This is a genomic window from Erwinia sp. ErVv1, from assembly GCF_900068895.1.
Taxonomy (GTDB): Bacteria; Pseudomonadota; Gammaproteobacteria; order Enterobacterales; family Enterobacteriaceae; genus Erwinia.
Genome location: NZ_CDPK01000003.1, coordinates 83,601 through 105,806 on the forward strand (window position 1 = coordinate 83,601; position 22,206 = coordinate 105,806).

At 58.1% G+C, this 22,206-nt stretch carries 21 protein-coding genes, 1 pseudogene and 1 riboswitch; of the genes and pseudogenes, 14 read left to right on the forward strand and 8 right to left on the reverse strand.

What is annotated here, in order from left to right:
- Positions 1-7 precede the first annotated feature (7 nt).
- Positions 8-1,051, reverse strand: coding sequence for an NADP-dependent oxidoreductase (locus tag A1830_RS04680; RefSeq protein ID WP_067702483.1), 1,044 nt, complete (start codon positions 1,049-1,051; stop codon positions 8-10).
- Positions 1,052-1,147: 96 nt separating this feature from the next.
- Positions 1,148-2,440: an adenosylmethionine--8-amino-7-oxononanoate transaminase gene (gene bioA / locus A1830_RS04685; RefSeq protein ID WP_067702486.1), complete on the reverse strand. Its 1,293-nt coding sequence runs from the start codon at positions 2,438-2,440 to the stop codon at positions 1,148-1,150.
- Positions 2,441-2,530: 90 nt separating this feature from the next.
- On the opposite strand from bioA, the gene bioB reads away from it, so the two are divergent.
- The 4 genes from bioB (at position 2,531) to bioD (ending at position 6,272) form a co-directional block, all read left to right on the forward strand.
- Positions 2,531-3,562 (forward strand): biotin synthase BioB, encoded by a 1,032-nt coding sequence (bioB, locus tag A1830_RS04690; RefSeq protein WP_067702489.1) that lies wholly within the window; start codon positions 2,531-2,533, stop codon positions 3,560-3,562.
- 79 nt (positions 3,563-3,641) lie between these two features.
- The gene (gene bioF / locus A1830_RS04695) at positions 3,642-4,850 is read left to right on the forward strand and encodes an 8-amino-7-oxononanoate synthase (protein ID WP_082804094.1); all 1,209 of its coding nucleotides are present in this window, start codon (positions 3,642-3,644) and stop codon (positions 4,848-4,850) included.
- Positions 4,847-5,605 (forward strand): malonyl-ACP O-methyltransferase BioC, encoded by a 759-nt coding sequence (gene bioC / locus A1830_RS04700; RefSeq protein WP_067702492.1) that lies wholly within the window; start codon positions 4,847-4,849, stop codon positions 5,603-5,605. The genes bioF and bioC overlap by 4 nt, the downstream gene beginning before the upstream one ends.
- Positions 5,598-6,272 (forward strand): dethiobiotin synthase, encoded by a 675-nt coding sequence (bioD, locus tag A1830_RS04705; protein ID WP_067702495.1) that lies wholly within the window; start codon positions 5,598-5,600, stop codon positions 6,270-6,272. The genes bioC and bioD overlap by 8 nt, the downstream gene beginning before the upstream one ends.
- Before the next feature lie 71 nt (positions 6,273-6,343).
- Here bioD and A1830_RS04710 read toward each other — a convergent pair whose 3' ends face one another.
- Entirely contained in the window at positions 6,344-7,060 is a 717-nt protein-coding gene (locus tag A1830_RS04710) for an ATP-binding cassette domain-containing protein (RefSeq protein WP_067702498.1), read from the reverse strand.
- A gap of 428 nt (positions 7,061-7,488) precedes the next feature.
- Between A1830_RS04710 and A1830_RS04715 the strand changes: the two genes are divergently transcribed.
- Together A1830_RS04715 and uvrB are read left to right on the forward strand one after the other, a co-directional pair.
- Positions 7,489-7,695: a hypothetical protein gene (locus A1830_RS04715; protein ID WP_156484938.1), complete on the forward strand. Its 207-nt coding sequence runs from the start codon at positions 7,489-7,491 to the stop codon at positions 7,693-7,695.
- A gap of 293 nt (positions 7,696-7,988) precedes the next feature.
- On the forward strand, positions 7,989-10,016 hold the full coding sequence (uvrB, locus tag A1830_RS04720) for an excinuclease ABC subunit UvrB (RefSeq protein ID WP_067702504.1): 2,028 nt from the start codon (positions 7,989-7,991) through the stop codon (positions 10,014-10,016).
- A 52-nt stretch (positions 10,017-10,068) separates the two neighbouring features.
- On the opposite strand, the gene yvcK is transcribed toward uvrB, so the two are convergent.
- Complete coding sequence (yvcK, locus tag A1830_RS04725; RefSeq protein ID WP_067702508.1) at positions 10,069-10,977, reverse strand: gluconeogenesis factor YvcK family protein; 909 nt, start codon at positions 10,975-10,977, stop codon at positions 10,069-10,071.
- Between the two features lie 185 nt (positions 10,978-11,162).
- Positions 11,163-11,294: riboswitch (molybdenum cofactor riboswitch) on the forward strand.
- On the opposite strand from yvcK, the gene moaA reads away from it, so the two are divergent.
- The 6 genes from moaA (at position 11,281) to A1830_RS04755 (ending at position 15,091) form a co-directional block, all read left to right on the forward strand.
- Positions 11,281-12,270 (forward strand): GTP 3',8-cyclase MoaA, encoded by a 990-nt coding sequence (gene moaA / locus A1830_RS04730; RefSeq protein ID WP_156484939.1) that lies wholly within the window; start codon positions 11,281-11,283, stop codon positions 12,268-12,270. Its footprint overlaps the riboswitch before it by 14 nt.
- A gap of 14 nt (positions 12,271-12,284) precedes the next feature.
- The gene (gene moaB / locus A1830_RS04735; RefSeq protein ID WP_067702515.1) at positions 12,285-12,800 is read left to right on the forward strand and encodes a molybdenum cofactor biosynthesis protein B; all 516 of its coding nucleotides are present in this window, start codon (positions 12,285-12,287) and stop codon (positions 12,798-12,800) included.
- 4 nt (positions 12,801-12,804) lie between these two features.
- Positions 12,805-13,290, forward strand: coding sequence for a cyclic pyranopterin monophosphate synthase MoaC (gene moaC, locus A1830_RS04740; protein WP_067702518.1), 486 nt, complete (start codon positions 12,805-12,807; stop codon positions 13,288-13,290).
- Positions 13,283-13,528, forward strand: a complete 246-nt coding sequence (gene moaD, locus A1830_RS04745; protein WP_067702521.1) for a molybdopterin synthase sulfur carrier subunit — start codon at positions 13,283-13,285, stop codon at positions 13,526-13,528. The genes moaC and moaD overlap by 8 nt, the downstream gene beginning before the upstream one ends.
- Positions 13,529-13,981 carry a molybdopterin synthase catalytic subunit MoaE gene (moaE, locus tag A1830_RS04750; protein ID WP_067702524.1) on the forward strand — a complete coding sequence of 151 codons (453 nt, stop codon included), beginning with the start codon at positions 13,529-13,531 and terminating at the stop codon, positions 13,979-13,981.
- Between the two features lie 15 nt (positions 13,982-13,996).
- Entirely contained in the window at positions 13,997-15,091 is a 1,095-nt protein-coding gene (locus A1830_RS04755; RefSeq protein ID WP_067702527.1) for a DUF1615 domain-containing protein, read from the forward strand.
- 47 nt (positions 15,092-15,138) lie between these two features.
- Here the strand turns inward: A1830_RS04755 and A1830_RS04760 are convergent, their stop codons facing one another.
- Positions 15,139-17,085 carry a methyl-accepting chemotaxis protein gene (locus A1830_RS04760; RefSeq protein WP_067702530.1) on the reverse strand — a complete coding sequence of 649 codons (1,947 nt, stop codon included), beginning with the start codon at positions 17,083-17,085 and terminating at the stop codon, positions 15,139-15,141.
- Positions 17,086-17,335: 250 nt separating this feature from the next.
- On the opposite strand from A1830_RS04760, the gene A1830_RS04765 reads away from it, so the two are divergent.
- Positions 17,336-18,046, forward strand: coding sequence for a Bax inhibitor-1/YccA family protein (locus A1830_RS04765; protein WP_067702533.1), 711 nt, complete (start codon positions 17,336-17,338; stop codon positions 18,044-18,046).
- A gap of 240 nt (positions 18,047-18,286) precedes the next feature.
- Here A1830_RS04765 and A1830_RS04770 read toward each other — a convergent pair whose 3' ends face one another.
- From A1830_RS04770 to A1830_RS04780, 3 genes and pseudogenes are all read right to left on the reverse strand, one after another.
- The gene (locus A1830_RS04770) at positions 18,287-19,252 is read right to left on the reverse strand and encodes a lysylphosphatidylglycerol synthase domain-containing protein (protein ID WP_067702536.1); all 966 of its coding nucleotides are present in this window, start codon (positions 19,250-19,252) and stop codon (positions 18,287-18,289) included.
- 92 nt (positions 19,253-19,344) lie between these two features.
- Positions 19,345-20,610, reverse strand: a pseudogene (clsB, locus tag A1830_RS04775) (cardiolipin synthase ClsB); the annotation flags it as partial.
- Complete coding sequence (locus tag A1830_RS04780; protein WP_067702539.1) at positions 20,607-21,368, reverse strand: endonuclease/exonuclease/phosphatase family protein; 762 nt, start codon at positions 21,366-21,368, stop codon at positions 20,607-20,609. The gene A1830_RS04780 and the pseudogene clsB, both read right to left, overlap by 4 nt.
- Before the next feature lie 181 nt (positions 21,369-21,549).
- On the opposite strand from A1830_RS04780, the gene A1830_RS04785 reads away from it, so the two are divergent.
- The gene (locus tag A1830_RS04785) at positions 21,550-21,945 is read left to right on the forward strand and encodes a YbhQ family protein (RefSeq protein ID WP_067702542.1); all 396 of its coding nucleotides are present in this window, start codon (positions 21,550-21,552) and stop codon (positions 21,943-21,945) included.
- Positions 21,946-22,206 lie beyond the last annotated feature (261 nt).

Consider the following 22,206-nt stretch of genomic DNA (forward strand, 5'->3'; position numbering starts at 1 on the left):
TCTATCCTCAGGGTTGGTCACCGGCCACGCGAATCAGTACCTTGCCGAAGTTTTTACCTTCAAGCATGCCGATAAAGGTCTCCGGCGCATGGTCCAGACCCTCCACACTATCTTCACGGAAAACAAAGCGATCTTCTGCCACCCACTGACTCATCTGGCTAAAGAATTCGCCGAAGCGGTGGCCATAGTCCTGGGTGATGATAAAGCCCTGAACGCGCAGGCGTTTGCGCAGGATAGTTCCCTGAAACTGTGGCAGCTGGTTGGGGCCGGCGGCAGGTTCGGTACTGTTATAGTCGGCAATCAGTCCGCAGACCGGTATGCGTCCCTTTGTATTCATCAGCGGCAGTACCGCACTGAATACCTTACCGCCAACGCTTTCGAAGTAGACGTCAATCCCTTCGGGACAGTGGCGCCTGAGGGATTCCGCGAAATCACCGGCGCGGTGATCCAGACAGCGGTCAAAGCCCAGCGACTCTTCTGCATAGCGGCACTTATCGGCGCCGCCCGCAATTCCCACCACGTAGCAGCCTTTCAATTTCGCAATCTGCCCGACGATGGATCCTACCGCGCCGGTGGCGGCGGCAACGACCACGGTTTCACCCGGCTGCGGCTGACCGATATCCAGCAGCCCCATATAGGCGGTGAAGCCCGGCATCCCGAGCATCCCGAGTGCCCATGAGGGGTGCTTTAATACCGGGCCGCTCAGCTTAAACAAATCCTTGCCGTCAGAGAGTGCGAAGTCCTGCCATCCGCTGTGGCTGACCACCCAGTCACCTTCGGCATAGTCAGGGTGGTCAGAATGTTCGACAATGGCGACGGTGCCTGCGCCCATAACCTCGTTAATCGCCACGGGCGGGACATAGGAGGGGCCCTCGCTCATCCGTCCACGCATATACGGGTCCAGCGAAAGCCAGACGGTGCGCAGCAGAATTTGTCCTGCCGCTGGCGTCGGAACGTGCCCGGTTTCAAGCCGGAAATTAGCTTCTGTCGGTGCGCCGTGCGGGCGGGATGCCAGTACGATGCGGCGATTAGTCTGTTTATCTTGCGGCATAATTTTCTCCTTAATGCGGAATGCGGCCTGGTAAAAGCGTAGTGCATCAGCGGACCTGATGCCTGGCACCCTGTGCCATTACCGCATCAGAGACCCTCAGGCCCCGATAAAGTGACCGGGCTTTTCCAGCGCCCCGGCAATGGCATCCGTCAGGCGCTGCAATGCTTCAGGGCTGATAATATAAGGCGGCATCAGATAGATCAGCCGGCCAAACGGGCGTATCCACACGCCGCACTCGACAAAAAATGCCTGCAAAGCGGCCATATTGACCGGTTGATGAGTTTCAATCACCCCGATAGCGCCCAGTACGCGCGCATCTTTTACTGCAAGGTGGTCGGCAAGGGGCAGAAGCGAGCGGCGGAGCTGCGCTTCAATATCCGCGACCTGCTGCGGCCAATGGTTCTCCTGGAGCATCGCCAGGCTCTCGCTGGCGACGGCGCAGGCCAGAGGGTTACCCATAAAGGTTGGCCCATGCATAAAGCAGCCCGCCTCGCCGTTGCTGACGGTATCGGCGAGGTGACGGGTGGTCAGCGTGGCTGAGAGCGTCATGGTTCCGCCAGTCAGGGCCTTACCCACGCAGAGAATATCCGGCGCGATATCAGCATGTTCGCAGGCGAACAGCTTACCGGTGCGGCCAAAGCCGGTGGCAATCTCATCGGCAATCAGCAGGATGCCGTACCTGTCGCACAGCGCCCGTACGCGCTGCAAATAGCGCGGGTGATAGAACCGCATGCCGCCCGCGCCCTGAACCACCGGCTCCAGGATCACTGCGGCGACCTCGCCAGCGTGATGCGTTATCAGCCGCTCAATGTCATCGGCATCGCTGTCGCGCCACGCTTCATCAAAGCGGCAGGCGGGGGCGGCGGCGAACAGATGGCTGGGCAGGTAGCCCTGATAGAGGCTGTGCATCGAATTGTGCGGATCGCACACCGACATGGCAGCAAAGGTATCGCCGTGGTAGCCATTTCGCAGCGTCAAAAAACGCTGCCGCTTCTCGCCGCGTGCCTGCCAGTATTGCAGGGCCATTTTCATGGCGACTTCTACCGCTACCGATCCCGAATCCGCCAGAAACACGCACTCCAGCCCGGCTGGCGTCATGTCGACCAGCCTGCGACAAAGTGCGACCGCAGAAGGATGGGTAATCCCGCCAAACATCACGTGCGACATCTGTGCTATTTGCGCGGTCATCGCCTGATTAAGCCGGGGATGGTTATAACCGTGAATCGCAGCCCACCAGGAGGACATGCCGTCCACCAGCGTACGGCCATCGGCCAGCTGAAGCGAGGTGCCCTGGGCACCGACCACCGGGTAGACCGGCAGCGGCTGACTCATTGAGGTATAGGGGTGCCAGATGTGGCTGCGATCGAAGGCGAGGTCTGAAGGGGTCATAAAATTACTTGTAAACCAATTTCAAAAAAATTAGTTTACAAGTATAACCGGGCAACGACCCGACACGACACTACTTTTTTGGAGCAAGCAATGGCAACTCGCTGGACGGTCTCACAGGCTCAGGCCCTGTTTAATAAGCCTTTTCTCGAACTGATGTTTGAAGCGCAGCAGGTGCATCGTCAGCACTTCGACCCGCGTCAGGTGCAGGTCAGTACACTGCTGTCGATTAAAACCGGGGCCTGCCCGGAGGACTGCAAATATTGCCCGCAGAGCGCGCGGTACAAAACCGGGCTGGAGTCCGAACGGCTGATGGAAGTGGAGGAGGTGCTGAGCTCCGCGCGTAAGGCGAAGGCCGCCGGCTCCGATCGCTTCTGTATGGGGGCCGCCTGGAAAAACCCCAACGACCGCGATATGCCTTACCTTGAGCAGATGGTAAAAGGCGTGAAGGCGATGGGGCTGGAAACCTGTATGACGCTGGGCATGCTGAGCGACGGACAGGCGCAGCGTCTGGCAGAAGCGGGGCTGGATTTCTACAACCATAACCTGGACACCTCCCCGGAGTTTTATGGCAGCGTTATCACCACCCGCAGCTATCAGGAGCGTCTGGATACGCTGGGCAAAGTCCGCGATGCCGGAATTAAGGTCTGCTCCGGGGGCATTGTCGGGCTGGGTGAAACCGTCAGCGACCGCGCCGGGCTGCTGGTTCAACTGGCAAATCTGCCCACGCCGCCGGAAAGCGTACCGATTAATATGCTGGTCAAGGTCAAAGGCACGCCAATGGCGGACAATGATGACGTCGATCCCTTCGATTTTATCCGCACCATTGCCGTCGCCCGCATCATGATGCCGGCCTCGCACGTGCGTCTCTCTGCCGGGCGTGAACAGATGAGCGAGCAGACCCAGGCAATGTGCTTTATGGCCGGCGCAAACTCTATCTTCTACGGCTGTAAATTGCTGACTACCCCCAATCCTGAAGAGGATAAGGATATGCTGCTCTTCCGCAAGCTGGGCCTCAATCCGCAGCACACCACCACCGAGGCGGGCGATAACGAGCAGCAGCAGTCTCTGGCCGGACAGTTGCTGAACGCCGATACCGAGCAGTTCTATAACGCGGCGGTCTGAATGCGTCCTGGATGTGCCTTAAATTCGCGGTGGCCTGTATGAGCCAGACAGGCTGTCGTTTAAATCTGTGGTGGACCCTATGAGCTGGCAGCAACGGATCGATCTCGCCCTCGCCGAACGCCGGGAGAAGGGGCAGTTTCGCCAGCGGCGGATCAACCAGCAGGGCGATGCGCGGACATTACAGATCGACGGGCGTCGCTATCTCAACTTTTCCGCCAATGACTACCTTGGGCTGAGTCACGAGCCGTGCATTATTCGTGCCTGGCAGCAGGGGGCGGAACAGTATGGCGTGGGGGCCGGCGGCTCCGGCCACGTCACCGGCTACAGCGCCCCCTGTGCGGCGCTGGAGACGCAGCTGGCCGCGTGGCTGGGCTTTCCCCGCGCGCTGCTGTTTATCTCTGGCTTTGCCGCTAACCAGGCGGTCATTACGGCGATGATGGCGAAAGGGGATCGGCTTTTCGCCGATAAGCTCAGCCACGCTTCGCTGCTGGAAGCCGCGGTGCTCAGCCCGGCGACGCTGCGCCGCTTCGCGCATAACCAGCCTGACGCACTGAACAGGCTGCTGGCGGGCAACGCAGCGGGGGAAACGCTGGTGGTCACCGAGGGGGTGTTCAGCATGGATGGCGACAGCGCACCGCTGGCACCGATCCATCGGCTGACCCGTCAGTATGGCGGCTGGCTAATGGTGGATGACGCACACGGCATCGGTACCGTCGGAGAGCAGGGGCGCGGCAGCTGCTGGCAGCAAAATGTCCGTCCCGAGCTGCTGGTAGTGACCTTTGGCAAAGCCTTTGGCGTCAGCGGCGCGGCGGTACTCTGCCAGCAGGACACCGCCGACTACCTGCTGCAATTTGCCCGCCACCTGATTTACAGCACCGCCATGCCGCCCGCGCAGGCCTGTGCGCTGACTGCCGCACTGACCTGCGTTCAGCAGGGAGACGATCGCCGTCAGCGACTGGCGCAGAATATCCATCAGTTCCGCGACGGCGCGCGCGCGCGAGGCCTGACGCTGCTTCCCTCTCTCACCGCTATCCAGCCGCTGGTTGTCGGTGATGAGCATCGCGCGCTGGCGCTGGCAGAGAGGCTGCGTCAGCTTGGCTGCTGGGTGACGGCCATCCGACCGCCCACCGTTCCCCCGGGCACGGCGCGGCTGCGCATTACGCTCAGCGCGGCGCATCAGGCGGAGGATATTGAACAACTGCTGGACCTGCTGCATCAGGCGACTTGTCCGGCGGACGGGTTACCGACTGACGCCGCGCCTCACCCGGCGTGCGGAGGAGGAGCATGACGCACGCTGTCGATAAACAGGCCATCGCCCAGGCCTTTGGTCGCGCCGCAGAGGGTTACAACCAGCATGCTGAACTTCAGCGTCTGAGCGGCGAGGCGCTGGCCGGTTTTGCCACCCGCCAGCGGGATTTGAACGTGCTGGATGCCGGTTGTGGCACCGGCTGGTTCAGCCAGCGCTGGCGCGAGGCGGGAAACCACGTTACCGCGTTCGACCTTTCCGCCCAGATGCTGGAGCGGGCGCGAGCCGGAAAGACCGCCAATGACTACCGCCAGGGCGATATCGAAGCGCTGCCCTTTCACGCAGCAGAATTTGATCTCTGCTGGAGCAACCTTGCGGTGCAGTGGTGCAGTGATTTGCGCCAGGCTCTGGCTGAACTGTGCCGGGTGACCCGCCCGGGAGGACAGGTTCTGTTTTCCACCCTGGAAGCGGGTTCACTCGGCGAAGTTCATCTCGCCTGGCAGCATCTCAACCTTCCCGCGCCGGTTAACCGGTTTTTATCCACCGGGCAGATTGCCGAAGCGGGAGAGGGGATGGCGCTGACGTTACACCGCCAGACGCTGACGCTGGCCTTCCCCGACGTGCTGAGTGCGCTGCGCTCGCTGAAGGGGATTGGAGCAACGCACCTGCATCAGGGGCGGAATGGCGCCCTGCTGACCCGCCGCCATCTTCATCAGCTCGAACAGGTCTGGCCCCGCGACGCGCGCGGCTGCCTGCTTAGCTACCATCTGATTTATGGAGTAATTAACCGTGACTGAACGTTGGTTTATAACCGGAACGGACACCGAAGTGGGGAAAACCGTCGCCAGCACCGCCCTGCTACAGGCGGCCAGGCAGGCGGGTTTTCGCTGCGTGGGATACAAGCCCGTCGCTTCCGGCAGTGAGATCACGCCACAGGGGCTGCGCAATGAGGATGCCTTAGCCCTGCAAAAGGCGTCCGCCGTGGATCTCCCTTACGACAGCATTAATCCGATGGCGTTTGTGGAGCCTACCGCTCCGCATATCCTCAGCGCGGAGGAGGGCAGGCCTATCGATTTTCAGCAGCTTTCGGCCGGGCTGAAGGCCCTGACGCAGCAGGCGAACTGGGTGCTGACCGAGGGGGCTGGCGGCTGGTTCACCCCGCTCACCGACAGCGCAACCTTCGCCGACTGGGTGCGGGCTGAACAGCTACCGGTTGTGCTGGTGGTGGGGATCAAGCTGGGCTGTATTAACCATGCGCTGCTGACCGCGCAGGCAATTCTGGCCAGCGGTCTGAGGCTGGCAGGGTGGATAGCAAACGCTGTTCAGCCGCCGGGCAAGCGGCATCAGGAGTATCTGACCACGCTGGCGCAGCGGCTCCCGGCACCGATGCTGGGCGAAATTCCCTACCTGACCGAGGCGGAGGACTTTGAACAGCTGGGGCAATACGTCAGACTGCCGGTGTGAATAGCGGCGCCAGACAGCGCAACCGGGGCAGGCAGCATGCTGGAGCGGTATAACGCGCCGCTACAGAGCGCTCAAACCGCCAGCCAGGTGTTAACCATATTCTCATCAAGCTGAGCAACGGTGCCGTGCGCCACGTTGCGGCCCTGGTGCAGCAGGAGAAAGTAGTCGGCCACCCGGCGGATAAACGAAATGCGCTGTTCAAGCAGCAGGATGGTCAGGCCGAAGTCATGGTTAAGGCGGTGGATAAGATTGCCCATCTCCTCCTCCAGCCAGGAGGACATTCCCTCCATCGGCTCATCCAAAATCAGCAGCCTGGGCTCCAGCACCAGCGCCCTCGCCAGGGCCAGCTGTTGCTGCTGATCGGCACGCAGATCGCCGCTGCGCTGGTGGCGCAGGGACCAGAGCGCCGGAAAGAGATCGTACACTACCGGGGGGATGGCCCGATGCCTGTCGGGACCCGCACCGGCAAGCAGCGCGATTTGCAGATTGGCCTCCACGCTTAGCTGTGAAAAGAGCTGACGCCGCTGCGGAACATAGCCTATCCCCAGCGCGGCCCGCTGTTCTACTGGCTGCAGCAGCAGATCCTGCGGCGGCAGGCTCCCCTCCTGCCAGATAATCGAGCCGCTGTTGATGGGCAGATTACCCATAATACAGTTAACCAGAGTGGTTTTACCCATGCCGGGGCGGCCCAGCACGCCGGTGCAGGTGCCAGGCGGTAATTCGAGATCGACATCCCACAGAATATGGTTTTGTCCGTAAAACTGATTAATTGAACGTAAGCTGAGCATCTGACACTCTCCTTCAGACAGTTATCGATCGCACCTGATTGCATCCGCTCTCCGTCGTCTGTCAAACAGTCTTCAATGCCTTGTATAAGAAACCTGCGGCTCTGAGCTTCGTTCTGGTGTAAGGAGCGCGCCGGGTGGTGACCTGCTTCCCGTAGTGTCTTGCAATTGACAGGCCAGGTTGTTAAGTGCTGCACGCAATCATGATACCGACAGGCATTTTGCTGCGGTTATTGGTAATGTTTATTTAATAATTACCGGTAGTGATTTGGTGCTGCACTGCGGCGGTGCCCCGTGCAGGCTGGTGATGGTGCAGTTGCCTGTCTGAGAAGCAGTGAGAGGGGAAAGGATATAAGTAAATAAGGGGTAACCAGGGCTGGCGGCGGCACCAAAACTATGCTTACTCATCATGCCAATGCTGAAGATTGACAGTGAAAAAAAGCAAAAAAAAATTTTTAGCATCCTTTTTTACCGGCAGCGCAGCTTTATACACAGCAGACGGTTCGGGCGCTCAAATCAGTTATCCACCATTCCTGTGGATAACCATGTGCATGAGCGGCTTAAAACTCACGCCAGGCGAGAGCCAGCGCGGCCTGGACACGAGTTGCTGTGAAACTCATCTTACGGTGAATGCATAACACTATCAACGACTTGATGAAAATCAAGCAGGATAAAAAAACCGGCCGCGCGCTTCCCGCATTTTGTCAGCCACGCTTGACAAATGTTAAAGTGGCAGACCCTTCTGGGGATAACCTCACTATTCCCTGTTTGATTAAGTATTTAACCGATTATCTATAAGGACTTAACGGCAGGTTCACTTTATCATGCAAAATAACTGTGGATATATCCAGTCTTTTTTGCTGGCAAAATCGCCACGGCAGAGTAAAATTAATCTCCTGTCCGCGAGCATTTATCATCAGGTAGCAATCCAATGAGCAAAGTCTTTAAACTCAACTCCGATTTCCAGCCAGCAGGTGACCAGCCTGAGGCTATTCGCCGTCTTGAAGAGGGGCTGGAGGATGGGCTGGCTCATCAAACCCTGCTGGGGGTGACCGGATCGGGCAAAACCTTCACTGTGGCCAATGTTATTGCCGATCTGAACCGCCCGACCATGGTGCTGGCACCTAACAAAACCCTCGCTGCGCAGCTTTACGGCGAGATGAAGGAATTTTTCCCCGATAACGCGGTGGAGTATTTCGTCTCATACTACGACTATTATCAGCCTGAGGCCTATGTGCCCAGCTCCGATACCTTTATTGAAAAAGACGCCTCGGTGAATGAGCACATCGAGCAGATGCGCCTGTCAGCGACCAAAGCGCTGCTGGAACGTCGCGACGTGATTGTGGTGGCGTCGGTGTCGGCCATTTACGGTCTGGGCGATCCCGACCTCTATCTCAAAATGATGCTGCATCTGACGCGGGGTATGGTTATCGACCAGCGCTCGATCCTGCGTCGGCTCTCCGAGCTGCAATATACCCGCAACGATCAGGCTTTCCAGCGCGGGACGTTCAGGGTACGCGGCGAGGTGATCGATATCTTCCCGGCGGAGTCCGATGACTATGCCCTGCGCGTAGAGCTGTTTGACGAAGAGGTGGAACGGCTGTCAATATTTGACCCGCTGACCGGGCAGATCGAATCGGTGATCCCACGCTATACCATCTATCCCAAAACGCACTATGTAACGCCGCGCGAGCGCATTTTGCAGGCGATGGAAGAGATTAAAGTGGAGCTGGTCGACCGCAAACGCGTTCTGCTGGAAAACAATAAGCTGCTGGAAGAGCAGCGCATCACCCAGCGTACCCAGTTCGACCTTGAAATGATGAACGAGCTGGGCTACTGCTCGGGGATCGAAAACTACTCGCGCTATCTCTCCGGGCGCGGTCCGGGCGAAGCGCCCCCGACCCTGTTTGACTACCTGCCTGCCGACGGGCTGCTGGTTATTGACGAATCACACGTCACCATTCCGCAGATCGGGGGGATGTATCGCGGTGACCGGGCGCGTAAAGAGACGCTGGTGGAGTATGGTTTCCGGCTGCCGTCCGCGCTGGATAACCGCCCAATGAAATTCGAAGAGTTTGAGGCGCTGGCACCGCAGACCATCTACGTCTCTGCCACGCCGGGTAATTATGAGCTGGAGAAATCGGGCGGTGAGGTGATCGACCAGGTGGTGCGTCCTACCGGGCTGCTCGATCCCCTGATTGAGGTGCGCCCGGTCGGTACCCAGGTTGACGACCTGCTGTCTGAAATCCGCAAGCGCGCCGTGATCAATGAGCGCGTGCTGGTGACGGTACTGACCAAAAGGATGGCGGAAGACCTTACCGAGTATCTCGAAGAGCACGGCGAGCGCGTTCGCTATCTGCACTCGGACATTGATACCGTGGAGCGCGTAGAAATTATCCGCGATCTGCGGCTGGGCAAGTTTGACGTGCTGGTGGGGATCAACCTGCTGAGGGAAGGGCTGGATATGCCGGAGGTGTCGCTGGTGGCGATACTGGATGCCGACAAAGAGGGCTTCCTGCGCTCCGAGCGTTCGCTGATCCAGACCATCGGCCGTGCCGCGCGAAACCTTAACGGTAAGGCAATTCTGTATGGCGATAAAATTACGCCCTCCATGGCGCGGGCGATTGGTGAAACCGAGCGTCGTCGGGAAAAGCAGGAACTGCACAATAAGGAGCAGGGCATCGTACCCCAGGGTCTCAACAAGAAAATCGCCGATATTCTTGAGCTGGGGCAGGGCATTAACAAGACCAAAACCCGGGGGCGCGGCGGCAAAACCTCCCATCCTGTTGTTGAGGACGACAGCCCTTACCTGGCAATGACGCCGCAGGCGCTGCAGAAGAAGATCCACGAGCTGGAGTCGGAGATGCAGCAGCATGCGCAGAACCTGGAGTTCGAGGAGGCCGCGCGCGTACGCGATCGGCTACACGAGGCGCGCGAGCTCTTTATTGCGGCTTCCTAGCCGCGCGTTTCCGCTTAAACCATTGGCTGATAAGTATGCTCCCGCTTTTCGCTTAAACAATCGACTGAATAGCATGCTCCAGCGCAATGTGGAGCAGCTGTCGGTCGTGCCGGTAGCGGATATCTGCCGCCTCAAGCGGCTCCTGGATAATCAGGCGATCGGTGACGTTGTGGGTATCGGTACCGGGGCCGACGACAACGGCATCAATGACCTTTTTACCGATGTACTCTTCCATAATTGCCAGCTTGTTGGCCAGCGTGAGCTGAGCGGCGGCAGGGCTCAGCTCTTTACCCAGATTTCCGATAAACACCATCGTGGCCGGCGTACGGCGCAGCGCCTGTGCCATGTCGGGCATCAGCAGCACCGGCATCAGGCTGGTGTAAAAACTGCCCGGCCCAATCAGGATAAGATCGGCCTCGGCGATGGCCTCAACCGCTTCGCGGGTGGCCGTCACCGCAGGAGAGAGCATCAGCTCGCGGGGGGGACGACACATCCGATCGATTTCCGTCTCGCCGTGCACCCGTTGCCCCTCTTCATCAATAGCCTCTAGGTCCACCGGCTGCTCTGACATGGGGATCAGAAACGCATCTACCTTAAGCAAATTGCGGATCAGATTAATGGCCTCAATCGGGCGCACGCTGAGGTTATCCAAGGCTACCAACATCAGGTTACCGAGGTTATGTCCGGCCAGCTCGCCGTTTCCGGCAAAGCGATACTCAAACATGGCAGAGGCCACGCTCGGTTCGGTAATCAGCTGATTCAGGCAGTTACGCATATCGCCCCAGGCAATGCCTCCTTCGTCACGACGAATGCGCCCGGTTGAACCGCCATTATCGGTGGTGGTGACGATGCCAGTGAGCCGCGATCCAAGTGGGGAGAGCGCCGACATCACGCGACCCAGACCATGCCCGCCACCGATAGCCACCACGCGATCGAGATCGGCCAATGTGCGATTACGCATAAAATTCCTTCTGTTTTGAAGCGGTTTATTGACCCGAAACGGGCCACATGCATTTGTGCCATTTTACCCTAAACTGGCAGGGAACAGGCGGCTAAAATACGTTATATATCAAAATATATAGCGAAAGATGATGTTGGAATCCCGGACGGTTTAGCGGTAGAATTTCCATACCATGGTTTACCGGTGTCGGTAGACCACACTTAGCCCTGGCACCTACGTCTTTGGATAGGGTGCCCTGGCCGCAACGATACGTTGCCAGGGTGCAGAAAGAAATGCCTGCATCTCCCGAATTGGAAAGGTGTTCTGGTGCAACAATTTACTGATAGCTTCGACCGCAGTTTTTATTATCTGCGTCTGTCGATCACTGACGTCTGCAATTTTCGTTGCAGCTACTGCCTGCCCGACGGCTATAAGCCCCAGGGTACAACCAACAAAAGCTTCCTTACGCTGGATGAAATCCGGCGGGTTACTCGTGCCTTCGCGGCAGCCGGGACGGAAAAAGTCCGCCTTACCGGCGGTGAGCCTTCACTGCGCCGCGACTTCACCGACATTATCGCTGCCGTTCGCGAGAACGCCGCCATCCGCCAGCTGGCGGTTACCACCAATGGCTACCGGCTGGCCCGCGATGTCGCTGCATGGCGCGCCGCCGGGCTGACCGCGCTCAACGTCAGCATCGACAGTCTGGATGCTCGCCAGTTTCATGCCATCACCGGGCAGGATAAATTTCATCAGGTCATGAGTGGGATTGATGCCGCCTTTGATGCGGGATTCAGCAAGGTGAAGGTGAATACCGTGCTGATGCGCGACATCAACCATAACAGCCTGGAGACATTCCTGAACTGGATCCGTGACCGGCCCATCCAGCTGCGGTTTATCGAGCTGATGGAAACCGGCGAGGGCGGGGCGCTGTTTCGTCAGCACCATATCTCCGGCGAGGTGATCCGCGACCGTCTGCTGCTCCAGGGCTGGGTTCGTCAGTCGCGCGCGCGAAGCGATGGCCCGGCGCAGGTCTTCACCCATCCCGATTATCAGGGTGAAATCGGCCTGATCATGCCTTATGAAAAAGATTTCTGTGCCAGCTGTAACCGCCTGCGCGTCTCGGCGGTCGGTAAGCTGCATCTCTGCCTGTTTGGCGACGGCGGCGTGTCACTGCGCGATCTGCTGCAAAGCGACGATCAGCAGGATGCGTTGCAGGCGCGTATTGCGGCCAGCCTGCGAACCAAAAAGCAGACGCACTTCCTGCATCAGGGCAACACCGGCATTACGCAGAATCTCTCATTTATCGGCGGTTAAGTAAGGAGCTCAACATGGGTAAACCCACAGCAGAATTCATCCCGCTTGACGCAGCGGTCCTCACCGTCTCTGACAGCCGCGACGCCGCCAGTGACACCTCCGGGGACTATCTGCGTGAAGCGCTGACCGGGGCAGGCCACCGCGTCTGCGATCGGGCCATCGTAAAAGACGACCGCTACCGCATCCGCGCGGTGGTATCCAGCTGGATCGCCAGTACGGACGTGCAGGTGGTGTTGATCAACGGCGGCACTGGCTTTAACAGCAAAAACAGCACCCCGGAAGCGCTTCTGCCGCTGTTCGATCGCGAAATTGAGGGCTTTGGCGAGCTGTTTCGCATGGTCTCCTGGGAGGAGATCGGCAGCTCAACCATCCAGTCGCGCGCGGTCGCGGGCATGGCGAATCAGACGCTAATTCTGGCCATACCCGGCTCGACCGGGGCCTGCCAGAGCGCCTGGGAACGGATCATTCAGGATCAGCTTGATGCCCGCACCCGCCCCTGTAACTTTGTTTCACACGTAAAGAAGCCCTGAACAGATGTCACAACTCACACATATTAATGCCGCCGGTGAGGCGCATATGGTGGATGTTTCCGCCAAAACGGAGAGCGTACGCGAAGCCCGGGCAGAAGCCTTTGTGGTGATGCATGCCGATACGCTACAGATGATTATTGATGGCAGCCACCACAAGGGCGATGTCTTTGCCACCGCGCGCATTGCCGGTATCCAGGCGGCTAAACGCACCTGGGAGCTGATCCCCCTCTGCCATCCGCTACTGCTCAGCAAGGTTGAAGTCACCTTAACGGCTGACGTTGCCAGGCAGCGGGTGAGAATTGAATCCCTCTGCCGCGTGACCGGTAAAACTGGCGTAGAAATGGAAGCGCTCACCGCGGCGTCGGTCGCCGCGTTGACCATCTACGATATGTGCAAAGCGGTGCAGAAGGATATCTCCATCGAGCATTGTCGACTGCTGAGTAAAAGCGGCGGCAAGTCGGGTGACTTCAGGGCGGCTGACCATGATTAACGTGCTGTTTTTTGCCCAGGTCCGCGAGTTAACCGGCACCGACAGCCTGAGCCTGCCGCAGGAGTACGCCACGGTTGAGGCGCTGCGGGCTGCGCTGGCTCAGCGCGGCGATCGCTGGGCGCTGGCGCTGACCACCGGTAAGCTGCTTTCCGCCGTGAATCAAACGCTGGTGGCGCCTCAGCATCCGCTTCAGGATGGTGATGAGGTGGCTTTTTTCCCACCGGTCACCGGAGGATAAATGGAAACGCGGATCCGGGTCGGCCAGGCCCCGTTTGATATGGCAGAAGAGTACCGCTGGCTGGCAGCCTGTGATGAAGATGGCGCCGTAGTGACCTTTACCGGCAAGGTGCGCAACCATAACCTCGGCGATAACGTCTCCGCGCTCACGCTGGAACACTATCCCGGGATGACGGAAAAGGCGCTGGCAGAAATTGTCGCCGAGGCGCGTGAGCGCTGGCCCATGCAGCGCGTAACGGTAATTCACCGCACTGGCGAACTGTTTCCCGGTGATGAAATTGTGATGGTAGGGGTAAGCGGAGCCCACCGTGGCAGCGCCTTTGCCGCCGCCGAGTTTATTATGGACTATCTTAAAACCCGAGCGCCTTTCTGGAAGCGTGAAGCCACGCCTGGCGGCGACCGCTGGGTTGAATCCCGCGATAGCGACCACCAGGCTGCCTCGCGCTGGAAATAAACCACAAGGAAAGTCATGATCCGTTCCCCCCTGAAGCGCGGACTGCTGCTGGCACTGCTGGTGCTGGCAGGCTGTAGCAGCCAGCCGCACAAAAACCTTCCCGAGCGGCGGCCCGCCGACGTCAAAGCGCAGATTGTCCGGCTGATCCCCGCCGGAGTGAACGACAGGCAGGGCTGGGCAAACGATATCTTTGCCGCCTTCAACAGCCAGGGCATTGATGCGTCCCCCGACAATCTCTGTGCGGTCATTGCGGTGACCGATCAGGAGTCCAACTTCAATGTTGATGCCACGGTGGCGGGCTTGCCTAAAATCGCCTGGGGTGAGATCGACCGGCGCGCCGCCAGCCTGCATATTCCAGCCTTTGTGGTCCGTACCGCTCTGATGATTAACTCACCCAGCGGAAAAAGCTACGCCTGGCGGCTGGATCACGTTCGCAGTGAAAAAGAGCTAAGCGCCATTTTCGATGACTTTATCAATATGGCCCCGATGGGACAGAGGCTGTTTGGCAATCTGAACCCTATCCATACCGGTGGGCCGATGCAGGTGAGTATTGACTTCGCGGAGGCGCAGTCAAAAGGCTACCCTTATCCGGTCGACGGCACGCTGCGCCATGAGGTATTTACCCGGCGCGGCGGAGTCTGGTTTGGCACCCGCCACCTGCTGGGGTATCCCACCCACTACAGCAGGCCGCTCTATCGCTTTGCCGATTTCAATGCGGGCTGGTACGCCAGCCGCAACGCGGCTTTCCAGGCCGCGGTGGCGCAGCTGACCGGCATTAAGCTGGCGCTGGATGGCGATGTGATCCGCTATGGTACAGACACGCCGGGTGCCACTGAGCTGGCCGTCCGTACCCTGAGCAGGCAGCTGGACATGAGCAATAGCAGTATCCGGCGCGCGCTGGAGCAGGGGGAAACCCTGGCATTTGAGAAAAGCGCGCTGTGGGAGAAGGTATTCATCCTGGCTGATAAAAATGCCGGCGTGCGCCTGCCGCGTGAAAGGCTGCCCGGCATCCAGCTGGAAAGCCCGAAAATCACCCGTAATCTCACCACCGCCTGGTATGCCCAGCGGGTCGACGGACGCTATCAACGCTGTCTGACGCGGGCGAAATAGCGCAGTGACACGTCCGGCCACGAGCGGCCGGGCGTGCTCACCCGCGGCTAACCCGCACCCAGCTGAAAGCGTTCGACCGTCTCCGCCAGCTGCTTCGCCTGATTTTCCAGCGAAGCAGCGGCTGCCGACATCTGCTGAACCAGCGCCGAGTTCTGCTGGGTGGTGCCATCCATCTGGTTAACCGCCACCGTCACCTGACCAATGCCCTGCGACTGCTCGTCAGAGGCGTGGACAATTTCGGTAATAATGGTTTTTACCGAGTCTACCGCCGCACTCATCTCCTGCATCGTTTTTCCGGCATCCTGCACCAGAGAAACGCCCTGGCCCACGCGCTGGGTTGATTCGCCAATCAGCGCAGAAATATCCTTTACCGCATTGGCGCTGCGCTGGGCCAGGCTGCGGACCTCGGCGGCCACCACGGCAAAACCACGGCCCTGTTCTCCGGCACGCGCCGCCTCTACCGCCGCATTCAGCGCCAGAATATTAGTCTGGAAAGCGATACCGTTAATGATGCTGGTGATGGCGCCAATTTTCCGTGAGCTGTCGTCGATCTGCTGCATGATCTGCACCACCTGAAGTACCAGATCCTCGCCGCGCCTGGCGATATCCGTCGCGGTACTGGTGAGGGCGGTCGCCTGATGCGCGTTATCCGCATTGTGCTTCACGGTGGCGGTGAGCTGTTCCATGCTGGCAGCCGTTTCTTCCAGCGCGGCGGCCTGCTGTTCGGTCCGCGAGGCGAGATCCAGGTTACCGGTGGCAATCTCACCGGCACCCTGCCTGACCGCGTGGCTGGCGGAGATAATTTCCCCCACCATGGTACGCAGCTGCTGCTGCATGGTGTGCATGGCGAAAAAGATGCTCTGCCGATCCTGTGCCGCAACCGGAATGGCCGCGCTCAGGTCTCCCCGCGCGACGCCCAGCGCAATCTCTGCCGCCTGCAAGGGTTCCCCACCAATCGGCCTGGCAACTTTACGGCTGAAAAGCAGACCCAGTACGGTACAGACGATTATGATGCTGAGCAGCATCATAATTAGCGCAGAGTAAAGCTGACGGTTTGCTTCCGCCATCACCGCGCTCACCGGCGCGACAATCCCCAGATACCAGGGGCTGTCGCTGTTACCAATGGTCACCGGACGCCAGGTCTCCAGCACCTTCTCCCCCAGCGCGCTGTCGTAATGCTCCACAATAGCCTGCGTTCGCGGCCCGCGATTTCCGGTATAAGGCTTCCCGGCCTGCGCTTTATCGGTGCCGGACACCACCAGCCCACCATGAGAAATCAGCAGCGCATAGCCGGTTCCCCGCCAGGGGTGAATGGCACCGATGGTTTTTTGCAGCGAGGCAAGAGAAATATCTGAGGTGACCACCGCTTTAAGCCTGCCGTCGTCGATGATCACGGCGGCAACGGAGGTGAGCAGGGTATCGACGCCGTTGTAGGCGTAGGTATAAGGTTCAATTAACACATCTTTCTGGCGTTTTTGCGGGATAAGGTAGTAGTCCCCCTCGCCTGGCGTGAGAAAGGAGTCCAGATTGTGCATTGCAAAGTTACCGGACTTATCGCGATCGACAAAGCGTGCAAAGCGGCCCTGCGGCGCGGCACCGGGCAGTTTGGCGATCTCTGCATCTTTTCCATCCCAGGCGTTCGCTTCAAAGATCACCGACATCGAGAGGTAGTCGGGATTCTGCTTAAGCGAATATTTCATCAGGTTTTCAGCAGTGGAACGGTCGGTTATGCCGGAGGGCGGCAGGGCAATCAGGCTTTGCCCGAGGTCTTTTGCTACCGTGCGGGCATAATCCAGCTCTTTTTGCACGCTGAGGGCCTGGCTTTCGGCAATCTGCCCCAGATACTCTCCGGCCAGCATGCGCTGCTGCCTGGCTGACTGCCAGCTCAGCAGTCCAATGGTAATGGTAAAGCCGAGCGTGATGGTCAGCGCCCCGGTCACGAGCATCAGCGTGCGGGTGCTCATCTTCCGTTTATGGTTTGATTTCGTTTTCATTCAGGTTCCCCGGCGTAAAAAGGTGCAGCATAGGCAAACTTCCTGTTTAGCGATCTCCCTGTGTACGTTCTATCGGCATAAACTGGCGCTTCTTTAAGCACGGCTGAACTGATTTTGCAGTCTGACCGTACGGCAGGGGTTCCAGGGTGAAGAAAAAGGTGAGTGCGGGGCTGGCTTAATCTCCCCGGACTGTGCCAGACTTGCGGTTACCTTGTGGTAATTCCGTTCACGTGAGAATAAGGAGAAAATCATGGATCGATACCCACGCTCTAATGGGTCAATCGTATCGCAGGCCAGCAGTGGCGTTCAGACCTACATGGCGCAAGTCTATGGCTGGATGACCTGCGGCCTGCTGCTGACGGCGTTTGTGTCATGGTTTGCGGCCAATACGCCAGCCGTTATGGAACTGGTTTTTGCTAATCGCATTACCTTCTTTGGCCTGATTATTGTTCAGCTTGGCCTGGTGTTTGTGCTGTCAGGTATGGTGCACAAGCTGAGCGGGGCGGCGGCAACCGGGCTGTTTATGCTCTATTCAGCGCTTACCGGGCTGACCATGGCGAGTATTTTCCTGGTCTATACCTACTCTTCCATCGCCAGCACCTTCCTGGTGGCCGGTGGTATGTTCGGTGCCATGAGTTTCTGGGGCTACACCACTAAACGCGATCTGAGCGGTATGGGCAGCATGCTGTTTATGGCCCTGATTGGTATTGTGCTGGCGTCGGTGGTGAATATCTGGCTGAAGAGTACGGCGCTGATGTGGGCCGTAACCTATATTGGCGTGCTGGTGTTCGTGGGTCTGACCGCCTATGACACGCAGAAGCTAAAAAATATTGGTGAAGGCATCAACGTTGAGGATAAAGAGAATCTGCGTCGCTACTCAATCATGGGTGCGCTGACGCTGTATCTGGACTTCATCAACCTGTTCCTGATGCTGCTACGCATTTTCGGCAACCGTCGCTAAGACGGCACCCATGCTGCCTGAGCAGGCGCTGGTCTGTTAGCGCCCGCATGGTGTTGCTAAGGTAAGAACCTGCTGCCTGAGGCAGCATTGTGATATGAGAGGTGCCCGCTTTGCAGCTGGCACCTCTTTTTTTATCGCTTATTGTGCGGCCATCATCCGAATATCAGATATGTCTCTTCTGCCCATCAACGCCCCAACAGGTCTGGACCTGCCGATGGCGATGACTTTTCCATCCCAGCGTCAGGTCTTTTGCATCGCCTGCTGGTTTTTCTGCCGCAGGCCTTTCGCGCGGCTCTCCAGCCACAGATAAAGCACCAGCGCCAGCAGTAGCGGGGCGATAAAATAGATCACACGGTAGGCGAGCAGCGCCGCAATAATCGCGCCGTGAGTGAGGTGCTCACCGCTCAGCAGTGCCAGGAATACCGCTTCCAGCACGCCGATCCCGGCTGGGATATGAATAATCACCCCCGCGATACTGCTGATCAGCAGCACACCCAGCACCTGCGGGTAATCCACTCTCTGCCCGAGCAGGAGCCAGATAATAGCACCCATGACCAGCCAGTTTGCGCTGGATACGCTGAACTGTAGCAGGGCCATACGCAGAGAGGGGAGTGCCAGCGTATGGCCCTTTACCGTCCAGCGCCGCCGGCGTGAAAAAGCGCAAAATGCCAGATAGACCAGCACAAACGCCAGCAGGCAGACGCCTGTCGCTCTAAGCGTGCCTTCCCCGATAAACCAGCCTGACGGGACAGGCACCAGACCCATACTGAACACCACGCCCGCCACCAGCACGTAGCCCAGCCAGTTGGTGGCGATGCTGAGCGAAAAAATACGCGTAATAGTGCTGCCGTCCAGCCCCAGCCGTGAGTAAAGGCGATAGCGCATCGCCACGCCGCCAACCCAGGTACTGAGCGTCAGATTAAAGGCATAGCAGATAAAAGAGACCAGCATCACCTGGCGCTTTTGCAAACGATGCCCGCAGTAGGCCTGACCAATCAGGTCGTACACGCCGTAGGTCAGATAGCTGACGATCACCAGCGCGACCGAGGAGAGAATGGCCAGCCGGTTATAGTGGGTGATCACCTCTGCCACATCGTGCCAGTTGACCTTACGGGCATAAATCACCAGCAGCACAACCACGGCCACAAAAAACAGCCCGGTGAGGATCTTCTTTATCCACCGCCAGCGAGGGTGCGAATCTGACATCAGCGCTTCACCTTTTCGTTCTCAGGCTTCACAATCTCATGCTCATGCTCATGCTCATGCTCATGTTTCACCGTTTTATGCTCATGTTCAATTTTGATGGTTTTATGCTCCGGTTTGACGCGATCCTGGGTTTCCAGCTCGCTTTGTACCGGGGAGTCAGCCTGATCCGATTTCGCGGGCGCGGTAACCTGCGCCAGCTTTGGCGTATGGGCGGGCAGCCAGCCTGCAATCGCCGGGAAATGGCGCAGGAAGTGAAACACCAGCATGCTCTTCATAAACTGCCAGCCGTTTTTCTTCGGCAGTTCGCTTTTCTGCACGCGTCGGCAGTCCTGGGTCAGCAGATGATTCAGCGTGCCGCGCATGACCTCGTTAAAGGTGCGGTCGTGGATCATCAGGTTGGCTTCCAGATTCAGTGACAGGCTTAGCGGGTCAAGGTTGCTGGAGCCAACGGTAGACCAGTGGGTATCCTGCACGGCAATTTTGGCATGCAGTGGGCGCCGGGTGTATTCATAAATCTCCACGCCGCCTTCGACCAGAAAGTTATACAGCAGCTCGGCACCCGTCTTCACAATCGGCATATCCGGCTCGCCCTGCACGACAAGCTTAACGGAAACGCCGCGCTGAGCAGCGTTGCGCATCTCGCGCAGCAGGCGGTAGCCGGGGAAAAAGTAGGCGTTAGCGATAATCACCTCATTTTTGGCCTCGCGCAGCATATCAATATAGTGCTGTTCTATATCGTCACGATGCTCGTCATTGTCGCGCCAGACAAACAGGACCTGAGCGTCGCCGGGTTTGGTGTTTTGCGCCGAACGATGGGAGCGCCCCCCCCACCAGCGGCGCGTGACCTGTTCGCTGTTGATAGCCTGCTGCACAAACAGGGCAATGTCCTCAACGATCGGACCTTTCACCTCAACGGCATAATCCTGTTTGGCTGCCGGACCATAGCTGGTGTTGTGTTCCGAGGAGAAATTGATACCGCCGACGAAGGCAATCTCATTATCGCAAACGACGATTTTACGATGCAGGCGTCGGAAGATATTGGTGCGCATGCCTAGCACCAGCGGGCGGGGATCGTAATAGATAAAGCGTACGCCCGCGGCGGTTAGCTGGTGGATAAAGTTTTCCGACAGATTATTGGAGCCATAGCCGTCCAGCAGCATTTCGACTCTCACGCCGCGCTTTGCCGCATCATAAACCACCTGATGCAGTTCATTACCGACCTCATCCTCAAAGAGGATAAAGCTTTCAAGCAGCACGCTGCTTTTCGCCCGACGAATGGCCTCAAACACGCGGGGAAAATAGTTTTCACCATTTTCCAACAGTTTCAGCCGATTACCTTCACGCCAATGCATTTTCATAAGTGAATCTCCACGGCCAGAGGGGCATGATCGGACAGGTGCGACCAGGGCCGGAGCGGTATAGTCTGTGGGTGGCTGACCGTGGCATTTTTCACGTAAATGCGGTCCAGCCGGAGCAGCGGAAAGCGGGCGGGAAAGGTTCGGGCCGGGCGACCATAGTGCTGGCTAAATACCTCATCCATGCCCGCCTCCCGATGCAGGATCCTGTTAGCTTTTTGCTGCCAGTCATTAAAGTCACCCGCCACAATGACTGGCGCATCGGCGGGAAGACTGTTAATCAGTTCAGACATCATCATCAGCTGCGCATGACGGTGTGCCTCGCGAAGCCCCAGATGCACGCAGATGGCGTGCAGCGTAATATCGCGATGGGGGAGGGTCACCTTACAGTGCAGCAATCCGCGCTTCTCCGTACCCTCGACGGAGATATCCCGGTTCTCATACTCCACAATGGGAAAGCGGGACATCACCGCGTTGCCGTGGTGTCCCTCGGGATAGACGGCATTGCGGCCATAGGCAAAATCATTCCACATGGTATCAGCCAGAAATTCGTAATGAGGTGTGTCAGGCCAGTCTTCAATCTGCAGCTGATTGACGGCGTGACTGCCCATCACCTCCTGTAAAAAAACAATATCCGCCGAGGTGGCCCGAACTGCATCGCGCAATTCTGGCAGGATAAAGCGACGGTTGAAGGCGTTGAAACCCTTATGCGTATTGATCGTCAGGACTTTTAATGAAAATCCTTGCGGTTTTTGTGACATACTGTGCGCGCTCTCCTTTTCGTCGTGCGAAGAATAAAGTGTAGTCTTTGTCACAAAATAGTGCCGGGCAGCCTCATTATTTGCGGCATTATCCGAAAAGTGGGGTAGTCTGAAGAATGCGCTATCGCTTACTGTGATAGCCAAACTGGGCGACCGATGTTGGGTGTGCCAGGAGAAGAAAATGAAATGGTCTAATCGTATCCAGATTGTCACCGGACAAGCCTGCGTACATATCATGTTGCACCTGCTGCTGATTGCAGCGCTGGTGTGGGGATGGAAACACCAAAGCCTGCTGCATGTCACCATGGTTTTACTGGCGCTTTATGCCTGCGTATTTACCGCCATGTTGTTGACACAGCGTCTGCCGCATCTGCGCCGCGTTGGCGACTTCCTTGAGGATGTCACCACCACCTACTATTTTGGGGCGGCCATGCTGGTACTCTACCTGCTGTCACGCGTTGTTCACCATAACCTGCTGCTGGGCTGTGTGGGTGTACTGATGCTGACCGGGCCCGCGCTGGTTTCACTGCTGGCGAAAGAGCCGGTTCGTCGTGCCGTCAGGCCACGCCACCGCTGAGACGAAACGGGCCGCATACGCGGCCCGTTTTATTAAAGCCAAATTACGACTTCATGCTACTGCATCAGACCTCATCCCTCCGCTAACGTTTACACCTCGCTGCATAAGCCTTATCACCCCTGCGAGCGTTTACACCTCGCTGGATAGGATCTCACCCTACGACTGGCGTATATATGCCGCATCAGACGCAGAATGCGGGTCCGTACTCTGAGGGACGGGGCGTTTCTGGTGTAAAAACGCCGTTTTTATCGGCTCGCAAAG